Genomic DNA, 15068 nt, shown 5'->3' on the forward strand with positions numbered 1-15068 from the left:
TGACTAGTTGGATAAAGCATATTGAAGTTTAGTTGAACAAGCACTATAATATCTCCATATAGAGGTGATAGTAATGTTCAAGATAGGTGAGTTTTCAAAATTAACACAAGTATCAGTGAGAATGCTAAGATATTATGATGAAACCGGTCTATTAAAACCTGCAAAAATAGATAAATTCTCTGGCTATAGGCTATACTCTACAGAGCAAATTCCTATTCTCAATAAAATTATTTTTCTGCGGGATATAGGATTTAATGTGTCAGAAATTGCAATTGCTCTTAACTATTGGGATAATACTTTTATTACAAATCAACTTGAAAATAAACGTCTAGAAATCGAGAACATTATTCAGATAGAACAGGATAAATTGAGTAAGATAGAATTAGCAATAAAAGATATTCAAGAAGAAAAAATGTCAATTCACTACAATGTTACTATTAAAAGTATACCTAGTTATCAAGTTCTTTCTTTGAGAAAAGTAATTCCTAATTATTATGCGGAAGGTGAGCTTTGGAAAGAAATGTGTGCATTTGCAAATGAAAATAATATTTTCATATCTAGTAATACTTTTTCTATTTATCATGATACAGAATATAAAGAAAGAGATGTTGATGTTGAACTATGTGCACTTGTAGACAAAATAGGTGAAAATATGAATGGATTTGTATATCGCAATACAGAACCTATACAAATAATGGCTTGCACAATGGTATATGGAGAGTTTAAGAATATTGCCAGTGCTTTTATATCCTTTGCCAATTGGTTACAGGAACATAATCAATATAAAATGACTGGCAAAAGTAGACAAATAGTTCATCGTGGACCATGGAATGAGAAAAATCTTGATAAATATTTAACTGAAATTCAAATTCCACTGGAAAAAATATAGTAAAAAAACGTCTTCTAGAAAAGTTTTTGCAAAACGTTTTTTACTATATTTTCTAATATACTGTCAAAGATTATATTGAATTTACAGTAAAACAAAACTCATTTAGAAAAATACATTTATGAAAAATTAATTATTGTAAATGTGAATCAAAATACCAGAAATTATATTTTCAAGTATCTTAACTATATAAATTGTAGTAGTTTTAAAATTGCTCTTTAGAGTATTTCTTATTTTTGAGTTCTCACATTTTTAAGATATACTTCTAGAGTATCCCAATTTGGTGTTGAAATATTTGCTTGTTGTTTTAAGTCATCAAATGCATCATGCAATGCTAGCATTTCATCAACTGCTGACGTGGCATGATCACTTATTGAAAGTTTACCAATAGGAGTTGCTGTTGCAATCTTTAATAATATATAGAACATAAATCGTTTTTTACGGATAAATTCTTCTTCATTTGCAGGTACAATACTGTAGCCTAGAGTTTCTAAAACTTTATATCCTTCATCAATTGCATCAATAATTTGATTTAGAAGTTTTTTGTCTTTAGAAGCCTTGCGTAAATTACCATTACAGGCATAAGTAGCGTAGCATAGAGGCATAATAAGAGCAATGTGACTTTTAAGCCAGGAGTCCATATTATCAAAATATGTTAGTTTATATTTTGTATTTGCAAAAGCATTATCTATCAAGGAGCGCCATGACAAATTATTATTCAGTCCACCCAGCTCCATATGTCCACCTGCACGTACACAAACAACACGACCATTTTCTCTACGTCCTCCAGTGCTTTGAAAGCCGAATGCCACTTGCTTTTCAACAGAACTGTTTTTTAATACATAATCTTGCATCGTATAAGCATCTGCATTATTACCAACAAAGATAATATGACGACTTCGATTTTCTGCTAAAATAGGTAATATAGCTTTTAAATGTGTATATTGCATTACAACAAAAATAAGATCATATACATCCTCAGGTGTTAATTCATCAATAACATTAACTTTATCAATAGTGGTTTTGCGCTGAATATAGTGGCGAATGATAAGGCTATTTTCCTTAAGTTCTTTTAAACGCTGTCCTCTGGCAAGAACTGTGACATTATTACCAGCACGCACTAATACGTGGGCTAGATAACTTCCTACAACACCTGCACCATAAACTAATATTTTCACTTGGTTGACCTCCCTTTACTATATTTTTTCAAATTAGTATAATTTATATAAAAATTGCAATATAGTTGTTAAATAATAACTATATTGCTAATTAATTTTTGATTAATCATTATATTATAAATTTCCTTAAAAGTCGAATATTTCATAAACTCTTGGAGAGGGATATAGTTGCTTCAATTTCAAATATTCCTTTGCAGGTTCTTGTGAATGGAAGCTAAAAAAAAATTATGAAATATTTCTATGATATTCAATGTTAAATGTTTAGAAAATAATATAAAAAGGATTCCTCAACAAAATAAGTATGTATAAAGAAGATAATATTTATATAAGAAAATTTTTAAAATTTATCTTGAAGAGAACCTTATGAGGTGTGGGAAGAAGAAAATGGTGTTGATTGAGAGATAAATATCTTGATAAAATAGAGTACGTACCTTTTACTTAATGATTATTATTTTTCAAAGGTGAAGGAGGTATAAAAATGGACTTATTTTTTAAAGAGTTAGAAAAAGATGCAAAGAAGTCAACTGCAATATCAATTGACTTCTTTTTGCATATGTACTTTACCCTGTCTTAAATGTCTGTACAATATTCAGCACTTATTAATAGGTTAAAGCACATAATGAAAAACTTAACCTGCAAAGACAGCAGACTTTATTTGTAATTTTTCTTTTTTAGTACACAGTCTTTTCATTTAACCACTCAATCTATAAAAAGTCATTAAAGGTTTTAACTGCTAACTTTCATTGTTATAATTGATTGATAAAATTCCTGGGCATATTCATTCATCAGACGCATTGTATTTCTCATATCACTCTCTTTGGCATCCGGATGAATTGCACAAATACGTAAAACTTTTTTACCATTCAGTTCTGTGGTAAAGACACCTGCGTAACCATTATTAATAATTGCTTTAGAAATGTTTTTATTAAGCTCATCTATTTGCTCTTCTGTTATTCCAGATGGAGCAAAGCGGAAGTTAATAATGGCAAGTTGTGCATGGGAAATAATCTCCCAATCTTTTTTCTTTTTCAATTCATCTTCTGCCCATTCAGCAAGTTGGAATCCATGTTCTATTGCTTCAGCAATGGCGTATGATCCCATTACTTGAAGAGTAAACCACAATTTTAGACCACGGGCTGGTCGTGTAAGTTCTATTCCCATATCTCCATAGTTTACTTGGTTTTCTTCTGCTTCCAGATCCTTAAGATATTCTGGATGGGTATTAAAGCTATTGAACAGATTTAATCTATCCTTTACTAGAACCATACCGCAACCATAGGTTTGAAATAGCCATTTGTGAGCGTCCCAACTGATGCTGTCTGCGTTTTCGATTCCTTTAAGTAGGTGCTTATATTTTTTTGTCAATAACACAGAAGCTCCATATGCACCATCTACATGCATCCACATGCCATAGTTATGGCATAAAGAGCTGATTTCCTCAAGTGGATCAATGCTTCCAGTATTGGTAGTTCCGGCACTTGCAATCACAACGAATGGAATAAGTCCATCTAATATATCCCTTTCAATGGTAGCTTTTAATTGCTCTATATCCATTCGGAACCAAGGATCAGTAGGTATTTTCCTAATCCTAGAGTTTGGAATTCCGATAATACGCAACCCTTTTGCAACAGAACTGTGAGTTTGGTCTGAAACGTAGGCAACACCTAAGTGTTGTTTTTCCTCTTTTAAGATTGTATCACGGGCAGCGGTAAGTGCTGTCATATTTGCCATAGAACCACCAGAAACAAATAGCCCTCCAGACTTCTTTGTATATCCAGCTTGAGCACAAAGCCAGTCAATCAACTCCTGTTCGATACAGCTTGCAGCAGGACTTGTTGCCCAGCTTCCAGCATGAATGTTGTAAGCAGCTGTCATAACATCACCAAGCCAGGATATCATAGAGGCAGGTCCTGGAACGAACCCAAAAAATCTAGGGTGATTTACACTTGCCCTGTATTTATAAACCTCTTCAATCATTTCGTTTACTACAGTATTTATAGGACATCCTTTAGCAGGTATACCAATTTTTTTAAGATTTGCAATTTGATTCTCATCGGCTTCCTGCATAATTTTATGAGCGGCTAATTCCCGCTTGTCAGCACAAAATACTTGAATAAAATCCTCAACTGCACGTTGTACTTGATTATTTAATGTCATTTCCTGTTTATTCATTTTACCGTCACCTTATATATCTAGTATATTGGAAATATCTAGTTAAAAACTTGACATTTCTCATTACCAATAGTACCATGTAGCCATGTATTTGTAAAATTCATAGATTTCATAATATATATTAAAAAAATTAATAGGTGATAAAAATGGAGTTTAGAAATATTGCAACCTTTTTAAGGGTAGCGGCAACAAAAAATTTTTCAAAGGCAGCGGAGCAACTGGGCTATTCTCAATCTACTGTCACAGTTCAGATACAGCAATTAGAAAAAGAGCTTGGCACACAACTCTTTGAAAGAGTGGGTAAACATGTAAACTTAACAAATCAAGGAGAGGCTTTTATTTTTCATGCCAATGAAATCATGAGAGTCACTAATGCAGCTATGACATTTGCAGTTAATGCTGAAGTTCCTAGAGGATCTCTTCGTATAGGAGGGGTAGAATCACTTTGTACAGCTATACTTCCAGAACTATTGCTTAAATTTCATCATGTTTGTCCACAGGTAGAGACAGTTATAAAAACTGCTACCACAGAAGAGCTTATAGACATGATTAAATGCAATGACATTGACCTACTTTTTACATTGGATCAAAAGATATACGGTTCAGAATGGGTGAGGACAGTGCAACAGAAGGAAGACATTGTTTTTGTGACCTCTAGTGGCCATTCATTTATAGATGGGGAAAAGATTGACTTACAAGATATTATCAAAGAGCCATTTATATTGACGGAAAAAGGTGGAAGTTATCGCTACGAATTAGAAAGAATGCTCGCTGCAAAGGAAATGGAGATTAAGCCTGTGTTAGAGATTGGCAACACCGAAACCATCATTCATCTGCTAGAAGAAGGTGTAGGAGTTTCATTTCTTCCTTTGTTTTCCGTAAAAAAGGCAATCAAGCAGGGGACTTTATCTCGTATTCAAACGGATATTACAACTATTCAGATGTGCAGTCAGCTCCTCTATCATAAGAGCAAATGGGTGACTCCACAAATGCAAGCATTTATTAAAATAGTTCAAGATTTTTATAAAAGAGAATAAAATAATAGGGCTGTGATACTAAATAATTAGTACACAGCTTTTTTATATGAAAAATATTGAAAAAATTTTTGCAGCATAAATTTAGATATAAATCAAATCAAAAATTTTGAGATTTGGAACTAAAAAATGTTGAACCTAGCGTTTATTGCACTTATATTTAATGTCTAACCTAACTTTATGATTAAAATACTTATCCTTATAGTTAGAATGATTATTCATAAAATCTCTAAGTAAAATTAGATTTTCTCAATTTTTATCTCCATGTTCAATAATATGAAGTTTATACTTAATAGTAAATTTGTTTACTGCCATTGATAATATCATTAATAGAAGTAGTTAGCCATTCTACAGCTTTATCAGTGTCCCTTTGTTCAATGTAATCACACAAAACAGCTGTGTTTTTGTGTAAAGACTCTAAACCATATAATCTACAGAAACGTTCCCACAAAGATAGAATAGGAACTTTAAATGAGAAGAAAATTAGAGGCATCAGTGTATTTCCAGAAAGGAAGGCAAGCTCATGCTGAAAATGAAAAGCCAGCTCAGAAGCCACTTCTGGAGAGTCTGTCTCTTCCATTTGTTTTACATATCCCTTTAATATGGCAATTTCATCATCTGTAATCTTGGGAATACATAACTTTACTGCAAGACAGTCAAATGCAATTCTAAGCTCTAAGATAGAACGTATTTCTGCCTCTTTCAATATCCCACCATTATAATTCATAATGGAAATTAGGGTTTCCATAGTTCCATTTCTACGATAATCAGCTACAAAGGTACCTACTCTTGGCTTAACCAATAAAAATCCTTTTCTCGCCAATTCGGAAATACCAGCATTAACTACAGCTCTGCTAACTTGCATGGATTCAGCGAGTTCTCTTTCTGAAGGAAGTTTTTTCCCGATGGGCAGTTTGCCAGATAGAATCATGATCTCCAGTTCTTTAATAAACAATTCTTTTAACGATGGTGAACTCAATTTTTTAAACTCCATATGGTCTTGTCACTCCTTTAAACTGGTTGTGGTATGTACACAAGCCAATAATAATTATAATGTAATATTACTAAAAAAACAAGAAAAAAATAGAAATAAATCAATTAAAATACATGGAAAAATATTGAATATATATCGTATTTATGTTAATATTTTCCTGAAGCTATATCTGTCATACTGGTATGACCAGAGAAATATATATTATAAAATGGACAGTTCACTATCCTAGGATAGTGAACCTAGAGTAAATAAGGAGGGGATTTGAAATGTTTATATTCAACTACGAAGGCGGTGCATCCGCAATTTCTGTGTGGCTTGTTTGGATATTGGTATTTGTTCTGTTATTTGCTTTAAATGAAGTAACAAGAAGATCCAAGAAAGCAGGATTTTTATGCTTTATTATCATGCCTATTATACTTTCTGTTCTCTGGTTTACAGTATTGAATGATACTACCTATACCGACTGGTTCCATCTTGCTAAGGTATATTCTTCTATTGCAGGTTGTATTGGCTTTTGGTGTATTCGCTATTTACATGGAAAAAATAAGAAAACCGGGAAAGAATGGCGTCTTTCTGACAGTCGTTTTGCACTTTATTTCCCACCATTGATTCTTGCAATTAATATCTGTGAAGCAGTAGTTCGTGACATCGAAGTAGGACTTAAATATTCACAAGGTGGAATTCTTGCTAATGAAGCAATGTATGTACTTGGTGGTCCATGGAATTTCATGAATGCAGCAGCAGGTATCATAAATATCATTGCTATCACTGGATGGTGTGGCATCTGTATCCGTAAAAGAACTGACAAAGATAGAAGCCAAGATATGTTATGGCCAGATATGATGTGGTTTTGGATTGTAGCTTATGATATTTGGAACTTTGCATACACATATAACTGCTTACCAGGTCATGCATGGTACTGTGGATTTGCTTTACTGTTAGTTCCTACTCTATGTGCATTTACCATTGGTAAAGGTGCTTGGTTACAACATCGTGCTCACACATTAGCACTTTGGTGTATGTTTGCACAAACTTTCCCATCATTTATTGATAAAGGAAGATTTGCTGTATCTTCTACATATAATACTACTGCATTAACTATATGGAGTTTTGCAGCATTAGTAGCAAACATTGGAGTATTGATTTTCATGGGTTATAAGATTGTGAAGACCAAGAGAAATCCATACAAAGATGAACTTTATGTAGATATGAGAAGATATCAGGAAATAAAATCATTTGCTGAATAATAAAATATTTGGAGGTTAAAGTTATGGATAATTTTAGAGTTCTTGAAATTAAACAAAGTGTTTTTGAAGACAATGATCGTCAAGCGAAGTTACTTAGAGAAGATCTGAAAAAAGAGAAAACTTTTTTACTTAATTTAATGTCATCACCAGGTTCCGGAAAAACAACGACTCTTACAAAAACGATTAATGCTTTAAAGGATGAAATGAATATCGGAGTTATGGAAGCGGATATTGATTCTGATGTTGATGCTCACACTATTTCTGAAACTGGTGTAAAAGTAATTCAATTGCATACAGGCGGTATGTGCCATCTTGATGCAGATATGACAAAGCAGGGTTTAACTGGTTTAGGAACTGAAAATATAGATTTTGCTATTTTAGAAAATGTAGGGAATTTAGTATGCCCTGCAGAATTTGATACCGGAGCATCAAAAAATGCAATGATTTTAAGTGTGCCAGAAGGTGACGATAAACCACTTAAATATCCTTTGATGTTTTCAATTGTTGATGTTCTTTTGATAAATAAAATAGATGTATTGGAATACTTCGATTTTGATTTAGAAGCATGTAAAGAAAGAGCAAAAAAATTAAATCCAAATATTAAAATTTTTGAAGTATCTGCAAAGACAGGTGAAGGAATTGAGAAATGGGTAGATTGGCTACGTACTGAAGTGAAAAAGTGGAATAACAATTAGCACTATCATAGTCTCTATTGGAGGGTAAAACTTATGGTTAAAGAAAAGGTACTTGATCTTGCCAATCATATTAGCAACAAAAAACGAGGTTCAAAAAATGAAATTAAACCAACAGATCCAGAATATATGATTCTTGAACCTGTTGTTACAGAAGAAATGGCGGAAGTGGCACTTTGTATGAAAATACGTAAAAAAACAACTGCGAAAGAGCTTGCTCCACTGTGTGGTAAATCTGTAGAGGAAACCACTAAATTATTATTGGATTTGGCAGTTGCTGGTGTTTGTTTTGTAAATGAAATTGATGGAGTAGATCACTTCTGGTATGAAACTTGGGTTCCAGGTATTATGGAAATGATGGTTAACAACAAAGAAAATGTTGCAAAATATCCTCAAATTGCAGAAGCTTTTGAGGCATATGGAAGAGTAAGAGGACCAAAAACCACAGGTAATTTTCCTGTAGGGGTAGGGCTTATGCGTGTTATTCCTATCGAAAAAGCCATTGAAGGTGAAACTAGAAGAGCATCTTATGAGGAAGTTTCTAAATATCTTAATGAAAATGATATCTTCACAGTTTCAGATTGTTCTTGTCGTACGGCAAGAGAAGTTATGGGAGAAGGCTGCGGTCATTTAAAAGAAGATATGTGTATTCAGATGGGGCATGCTGCTGAATACTATATTCGCACAGGCAGAGGTCGTCAGATTACTCGTGAAGAAGCTTTTGAAATTATTAAAAGGGCAGAAGAAAATGGTTTGATGCATCAGATACCAAATTTGGATGGTTCAGGAAAAACTCATGCAATCTGTAACTGCTGCGGGTGTTCTTGTCTTTCTTTGAGAACCGCTGAGATGTTTATAAACGCTGACATGGTACGTTCAAACTATGTTTCGCTTGTAGATAAAGATAAATGTGTTGCCTGTGGAGAGTGTGTTCAAAATTGCCCAGTTAATGCATTGCAATTGGGTCAAAAACTGTGTTCTAAGACACCGGTTACTGAAGAAATAAAAAGAAAAGAGACTCCACGTGATACAGAGTGGGGTCCGGAGAAATGGAATCCAGATTATCGTATTAATAGAAAAAATGTAGTTGATACTGGTACGAGTCCTTGTAAAACAGAATGTCCTGCTCATATTGCTATTCAGGGTTATATTAAGCTAGCATCCCAGGGGAAATATACAGAAGCTCTTGAGCTTATCAAGCATGAAAATCCCTTTCCAGCAGTATGCGGGCGTATTTGTCCAAGAAAGTGTGAATCTGCGTGTACAAGAGGTGATATTGACGAACCTATTGCTATCGATGAAATCAAAAAATTCATTGCAGAACAAGACTTAAATACGGATCGTCGCTATGTACCTAAACGAAGACATAAATATGGTAAAAAGATTGGGGTTATCGGTGCAGGTCCATCTGGACTTTCTTGTGCTTATTATTTAGCTATTGACGGTTATAAGGTAACAGTATTTGAGAAACAAAATGAACTTGGGGGAATGTTAACACTTGGGATTCCTTCTTTTAGACTAGAAAAGGACGTAATTAATGCTGAGATTGATATTTTAAAAGAATTAGATGTTGAGTTTAAAACAGGTATTGAAGTTGGTAAAGATGTAACTATTAATGACTTAAGAAGTCAAGGATATGAAGCATTTTACCTTGCAATCGGTGCTCAGGCAGGAAGAAAACTTGGTATAGAAGGTGAAGATGCACAAGGGGTTATTTCAGGTATTGATTTTTTAAGGAATGTAAATTTAGGTGACAACTCTAAACTTAAAGGAAATGTAGTTGTAATCGGTGGAGGTAATGTTGCTATAGACGTTGCAAGAACTGCTGTAAGAGTTGATGCTTCAAAAATAGATATGTTTTGCCTTGAAAGCCGTGAAGAAATGCCAGCTCTTGAAGAAGAGATTGACGAAGCTTTATCTGAAGGTATTACAATAAATAATTCCTGGGGTCCAAAGTCTATTATTACAGAAAATGGACGTGTTGTTGGTGTAGAATTTAAAAAATGTATTTCTGTTTTCAATAAAAATGGAAAGTTTAACCCTCAGTATGACGAAAATCATACAATAATCGTTGATGCAGATTATGTACTGCTTTCAATAGGTCAGGCAATAGACTGGGGAAACTTAATTTCAGACAGCAAGATTGAATTGAATCATAACAAGACAATCAAAGCTGATCCTGTTACATTACAGACAGGAGAGCCTGATATATTTGCTGGTGGAGATGTATTTACAGGGCCTAGATTTGCTATTGATGCTATTGCTTTAGGTAAAGAAGGTGCTATTTCAATTCATCGTTATGTTCATACAGGGCAAAGTTTAATTATTGGTCGTGACAGAAAAGAATATCATTCATTAGATAAGGCAGAGACTATATTTGATGGATACGATACTCTTCCAAGACAGAAAGCAAGGCATGTGGATGGAGAAAAATCTCAAAAAACCTTTAGGGATTTGCGTGGTACCTTTACAGAAGAACAGATAAAGAAGGAAACGGAACGATGTCTTGGCTGCGGCGCTACTGTTGTAGATGAGTTTCTCTGTGTAGGATGTGGTCAATGTACAACTAAATGTAAGTTTGATGCTATTTCACTTGTTAGAAAATATGATGGTGAAGGTGTAGCCTACGAAGATATGAAAGCAGTAGTTGTTAAACAAGTTTTTAAACGTAAGGGGAAAATTGCAGTTAAAAAGGTCAAGAATTTATTTAAGAATAATTAAGTAGAGGACTTTTACCATTGTAAAGGATAGGTGATTAATTTGCATGAATTAGGTGTTGTAATTGAGGTTGTTAGGATAGTAGAAAAAATTGCAAAAGAAAATCAATTAACTAAAGTTGATACATTGGTACTGCAAATCGGAGAGCTTTCATCAATGATTCCTATGTATGTAGAGCAATGTTATCCCGCCGCAGTTGATGGTACAATATTGCAAGACACAAAATTAGAAATTGAGATATTACCAGGCAATGCTCTTTGTAAAGATTGCAACAAAGTTTTTAATCTTATTCAAAACCATAAAAGATGTCCGAACTGTGGAAGTATTCGTTGGGAAATATTAAGCGGAAGAGAGTTTTTTATTAAGGAAGTCATAGCCTGCTAAAATAAAAATCAGAAGACCTCTTTTAGTTATTATAGTGACTAAAGGAGGTCTTTAATATAGATATATATAGTTTTTAATTAGAATTTAATTATACGTGATTTTAATTTTTATAACAAATTTTTTTACTCTGAAAAAATATTATACGTCTCCTAAAACTCAGCAACTTTAGCAAGACATTCAAAAATTCTAGAATAATTAAGATATGAAACCCTAAAAGTACAACTAGTAGACATGTTCCCATAGACAGTACATATGGACTGTGTAGAACTAATAACGTATCGAGATAAAAAGACAAATAAAGTACTCTGATTACAAGATGTTGGGGGATTGAGATCGAAAAGTGAATAATAACTAGGATAAAGATGCCTCTTTTTTGCTCTTATTTTTTAAAATAAATACCACAAAAGATCGCCAGTCCAATACTTATTTTAATGCTTATAACTATTATCTATGATCTCTACATTGTTATTAGAAGGATATAAAGATAAATAGCTATTTAGATTTGTGATATATGTTATGATAGTTGAGAACGAACTAAAAAGAAATGAGAGGGAACACATGAAAACAGAAATTGATTTTCTAACAAAGCCTACTTTGAAAGGAGAAAAGGTAATTTTAAGACCTTTTGCAACGGAAGATTGGGAAAAAATGATACCTCTGTTAACAGATCCAGAAGTGAAACGCTTAACTGGATCAGTTGCTAATGATGAAGAGGCTAATGCGCCTATCAGTTCTGAAGAAGCTGAACATATTAAGCAATGGTACCAAAGCCGTAATCAGCAAACGGATCGATTAGACTTGGCTATTATTGAAAGAGCGAACGGAAAATTAGTAGGCGAAGTTGTATTCAATGATTTTGAAGAAACTACACGAAATGTAAATTTTCGTATATTGATTGGAGCATCAGGTCGTGGTAAGGGACTAGGAACTGACGCTACTGCATTATTTCTGCAATATGGATTCGAAGTGCTCGGACTTCATAAAGTAGAATTGGAGGTTTATAGCTTCAATCCTCGAGCAGAAAAAGTCTATCGTAAAAACGGGTTTGTATTGGAGGGCATAAAACGAGAAGACTTTTTATATAATGACGAGTATATTGATACCAAGATCTTCGGATTGCTAAAAAAGGAGTATGAAGGAAGATAATAATTCTAGCATGGATGAGTAATTTTGGTATTTAACAAACATTGTTCATTAAAGAAAAAGGGAAGGTTTAAAGTTGACTATATGAATGATTAGACTCATGTAGAATATCGGATAAAAATTAAAAAATTCAAAAGCACTGAGATAATAGAATTCTATACTTTTGTTATTATATAAGAATAAAAATACAATTTAGTAATATGATATTAAGTATATATCCTAGGCAGATGTGTTTTTCGAGATGAGAAACATATCTGCTTTTTTATTATTAAACTTTCAATATACATTTCCTATCACTTTTCATTTTTTCAGTTTTTTTAGTGTACAAAGGATTAGTGTTAGTTTTAAATTGTGGAAACAGAGTATTTTAGATGTATTTCATATGATGTTAAATACGGAAAGTATAGCATGACTATATCTTTAAAGTGTAATCATATAATAACATCTTGCCTAATTTAAAATAAACATTTGCTTTTAGCTCATAAGCTTCGTCTTATGAGCATTTTTCTTACCCTAAAAAGAGAAAAGAAGTTTTGATTATCGATTATTTGATTCAATACTAAGGATTAATAGAAAAAATAATATATTTAGTATTTTTTTTTATTATGTGTCAATACTAGGAATAGCTTATTGAAGTTAGGAGATTATTTATGTTTACATTACTTAAGAACGGAGATTGTTATATTCCTGAAAGTATAGGTAAAAAAGATATTTTAATTGCATTTAATAAAATATATAGAGTAGAGGATGAAATTTCTAAGGAAAAACTATGGGATGCAAAAGTTATTGACTGTACTAACAAGATAATTATCCCTGGTATAATTGACCAACACGTTCACATTATTGGAGGAGGTGGCGAGGAAGGTCCAGCTAGTAGAATTCCTGAAATACAATTAAGTGAAATTGTTAATGCTGGAGTAACTACAGTAGTAGGAGTTTTAGGACTTGATAGTATTACAAGAAATATATCAAATCTATTAGCCAAGGCTAATGCGCTCCAAACTGAAGGTATTACATCATATATTTATACAGGAAGTTATTCTATTCCTACCTCGACTTTAACAGGGAAAGTAGTTAATGATATTTCACTTATAGATAAAGTAATAGGTGTTGGTGAGATCGCTTTATCTGATTATAGATCGTCACACCCTAGTCTTCAAATGTTGAAAGAACTTGCCAGTGAGGCAAAGATAGGTGGCTTAATAGGGTCAAAAGCTGGAATTGTTCATATTCACGTTGGAGATGGTAAAGAAGGTATAGAGCTTTTATTTAGATTAGTTCAAGAATCTGATTTTCCAATTGATATGTTTATTCCAACCCATATAAATAGGAATAAGAAACTTTTTGAACAAGGCATGGAATTTCTTGATATGGGAGGATTTATTGATATTACTGCAGGTGAATCTTCAGAAAAAGGGTATAGTTTGCCTGATGCAATAGAAATACTTATAAAAAATAATAAAAACTTAGATAATGTGACGGTATCTTCAGATGGTAATGGCAGCAATATGGGTAATGGCATATGTAAGATGTCTCAATTATTTACTGATATGAGAGACTGTATTATTGAAAGAAAAATAGATATAACATCAGTTTTGAAAACTGCAACAGTAAATGTGGCTAAGTTTCTAAAAATTTACCCTAAAAAGGGTACTATTAAAGTTGGAAGTGATGCTGACATTCTTGTTTTAGATAAAGAGACACTTAATATAGATACTGTGATTATAGGTGGAGAAATTTTTATGAAAGATGGCAAAATAATTAAAAAAGGTAAGTTTGAAAGTTATATTAACTAATTATGGAGGTTATGCATGCAAGCAGATAAAAAAGGTGTTCTTTTAATAATAGGTGGAGCAGAAGACAAAGAGGAAGAAATGACAATACTTAAGAAATTTACTAGGCTTTTAGAACACGATGATTCAAAACTTTTAGTGTTAACTACAGCAACTAAAGAGCCAGATTCTGTCGGAGATAATTACCGCAAAGTTTTTGAAGAACTGGGTATGACTAATATAGATATATTAAATATAGATAGTAGAGACGATGCTAATGATAAAGTGTATATTGAAAAAATAAGAGAATCTGATGGAATTTTTTTCACTGGTGGAGATCAACTAAGAATTACTAGTATAATTGGAGGAACTAAGGCAGGTGAAGCTTTATTCGAGTGCTATTTAAACGGTGGAATTATAGCTGGAACGAGTGCTGGAGCTTCTGCAATGAGTAATATTATGATAGTTGAAGGTGATAGTAATGAACCACCACGAAAGTGCATTTTAAAGGTTGCACCAGGTTTAAATTTATTAAACAATACAATAATTGACCAACACTTTGCTCAAAGAGGAAGAATTGGACGTTTAATTTGGGGTGTAGCACAAAATCCAGATATTTTAGGAATTGGAATAGATGAGGATACTTCAATAATTGTGTATTCAGACAATACCTTTGAGGTACTTGGGACAAATTCAGTAACTATTGTTGATGGTAAATCCATTAGAAGTTCTAATATTTCCGAACTTAAACCAGATGAAGTTCTAGCAATAACAAATGTAATATTACATGTATTGCCAGAAGGATATAGTTTCGATTTGAAAAATAGAGAGGTTTTTAGATCATAATA

At 32.8% G+C, this 15068-nt stretch carries 12 protein-coding genes; 9 read left to right on the plus strand and 3 right to left on the minus strand.

The window, feature by feature from the left end; all coding sequences use genetic code 11:
• Positions 1 to 73 precede the first annotated feature (73 nt).
• Complete coding sequence (locus CLPU_RS08885) at positions 74 to 889, plus strand: MerR family transcriptional regulator (RefSeq protein ID WP_050355299.1); 816 nt, start codon at positions 74 to 76, stop codon at positions 887 to 889.
• Between the two features lie 227 nt (positions 890 to 1116).
• Here CLPU_RS08885 and CLPU_RS08890 read toward each other — a convergent pair whose 3' ends face one another.
• Positions 1117 to 2064 (minus strand): ketopantoate reductase family protein, encoded by a 948-nt coding sequence (locus CLPU_RS08890; protein WP_050355300.1) that lies wholly within the window; start codon positions 2062 to 2064, stop codon positions 1117 to 1119.
• A gap of 726 nt (positions 2065 to 2790) precedes the next feature.
• A complete protein-coding gene (locus CLPU_RS08895) occupies positions 2791 to 4236 on the minus strand; it encodes a pyridoxal phosphate-dependent decarboxylase family protein (protein WP_050355301.1) in 1446 nt (481 codons plus the stop codon).
• Positions 4237 to 4382: 146 nt separating this feature from the next.
• Here CLPU_RS08895 and CLPU_RS08900 point away from each other — a divergent pair, with 146 nt between their 5' ends.
• Positions 4383 to 5273, plus strand: a complete 891-nt coding sequence (locus tag CLPU_RS08900) for a LysR family transcriptional regulator (protein WP_050355302.1) — start codon at positions 4383 to 4385, stop codon at positions 5271 to 5273.
• Between the two features lie 286 nt (positions 5274 to 5559).
• Here the strand turns inward: CLPU_RS08900 and CLPU_RS08905 are convergent, their stop codons facing one another.
• On the minus strand, positions 5560 to 6264 hold the full coding sequence (locus tag CLPU_RS08905) for a FadR/GntR family transcriptional regulator (RefSeq protein ID WP_050355303.1): 705 nt from the start codon (positions 6262 to 6264) through the stop codon (positions 5560 to 5562).
• Between the two features lie 266 nt (positions 6265 to 6530).
• On the opposite strand from CLPU_RS08905, the gene CLPU_RS08910 reads away from it, so the two are divergent.
• The 7 genes from CLPU_RS08910 (at position 6531) to CLPU_RS08940 (ending at position 15066) form a co-directional block, all read left to right on the plus strand.
• Positions 6531 to 7511, plus strand: coding sequence for a DUF5692 family protein (locus CLPU_RS08910; RefSeq protein ID WP_050355304.1), 981 nt, complete (start codon positions 6531 to 6533; stop codon positions 7509 to 7511).
• A gap of 23 nt (positions 7512 to 7534) precedes the next feature.
• The gene (hypB, locus tag CLPU_RS08915; RefSeq protein ID WP_050355305.1) at positions 7535 to 8206 is read left to right on the plus strand and encodes a hydrogenase nickel incorporation protein HypB; all 672 of its coding nucleotides are present in this window, start codon (positions 7535 to 7537) and stop codon (positions 8204 to 8206) included.
• 126 nt (positions 8207 to 8332) lie between these two features.
• Positions 8333 to 10924, plus strand: a complete 2592-nt coding sequence (locus tag CLPU_RS08920) for an FAD-dependent oxidoreductase (protein ID WP_200898550.1) — start codon at positions 8333 to 8335, stop codon at positions 10922 to 10924.
• A 39-nt stretch (positions 10925 to 10963) separates the two neighbouring features.
• Positions 10964 to 11305 carry a hydrogenase maturation nickel metallochaperone HypA/HybF gene (locus CLPU_RS08925; RefSeq protein ID WP_050355307.1) on the plus strand — a complete coding sequence of 114 codons (342 nt, stop codon included), beginning with the start codon at positions 10964 to 10966 and terminating at the stop codon, positions 11303 to 11305.
• 558 nt (positions 11306 to 11863) lie between these two features.
• Complete coding sequence (locus tag CLPU_RS08930; RefSeq protein WP_050355308.1) at positions 11864 to 12451, plus strand: GNAT family N-acetyltransferase; 588 nt, start codon at positions 11864 to 11866, stop codon at positions 12449 to 12451.
• 647 nt (positions 12452 to 13098) lie between these two features.
• Positions 13099 to 14244: a beta-aspartyl-peptidase gene (gene iadA, locus CLPU_RS08935; protein WP_050355309.1), complete on the plus strand. Its 1146-nt coding sequence runs from the start codon at positions 13099 to 13101 to the stop codon at positions 14242 to 14244.
• Positions 14245 to 14259: 15 nt separating this feature from the next.
• Positions 14260 to 15066: a cyanophycinase gene (locus CLPU_RS08940; protein ID WP_050355310.1), complete on the plus strand. Its 807-nt coding sequence runs from the start codon at positions 14260 to 14262 to the stop codon at positions 15064 to 15066.
• Positions 15067 to 15068: the final 2 nt, after the last annotated feature.

This window comes from Gottschalkia purinilytica, from assembly GCF_001190785.1.
Taxonomy (GTDB): domain Bacteria; phylum Bacillota; class Clostridia; order Tissierellales; family Gottschalkiaceae; genus Gottschalkia_A; species Gottschalkia_A purinilytica.

Excerpts from the sequence above, each read along its gene's own strand:
- CLPU_RS08905 (WP_050355303.1), bottom strand. The coding sequence starts at position 6,264 with ATGGAGTTTAAAAAATTGAGTTCACCATCGTTAAAAGAATTGTTTATT.
- CLPU_RS08900 (WP_050355302.1), top strand. The coding sequence starts at position 4,383 with ATGGAGTTTAGAAATATTGCAACCTTTTTAAGGGTAGCGGCAACAAAA.
- CLPU_RS08930 (WP_050355308.1), top strand. The coding sequence starts at position 11,864 with ATGAAAACAGAAATTGATTTTCTAACAAAGCCTACTTTGAAAGGAGAA.
- hypB (WP_050355305.1), top strand. The coding sequence starts at position 7,535 with ATGGATAATTTTAGAGTTCTTGAAATTAAACAAAGTGTTTTTGAAGAC.
- iadA (WP_050355309.1), top strand. The coding sequence starts at position 13,099 with ATGTTTACATTACTTAAGAACGGAGATTGTTATATTCCTGAAAGTATA.
- CLPU_RS08910 (WP_050355304.1), top strand. The coding sequence starts at position 6,531 with ATGTTTATATTCAACTACGAAGGCGGTGCATCCGCAATTTCTGTGTGG.
- CLPU_RS08885 (WP_050355299.1), top strand. The coding sequence starts at position 74 with ATGTTCAAGATAGGTGAGTTTTCAAAATTAACACAAGTATCAGTGAGA.
- CLPU_RS08920 (WP_200898550.1), top strand. The coding sequence starts at position 8,333 with ATGATTCTTGAACCTGTTGTTACAGAAGAAATGGCGGAAGTGGCACTT.
- CLPU_RS08895 (WP_050355301.1), bottom strand. The coding sequence starts at position 4,236 with ATGAATAAACAGGAAATGACATTAAATAATCAAGTACAACGTGCAGTT.
- CLPU_RS08940 (WP_050355310.1), top strand. The coding sequence starts at position 14,260 with ATGCAAGCAGATAAAAAAGGTGTTCTTTTAATAATAGGTGGAGCAGAA.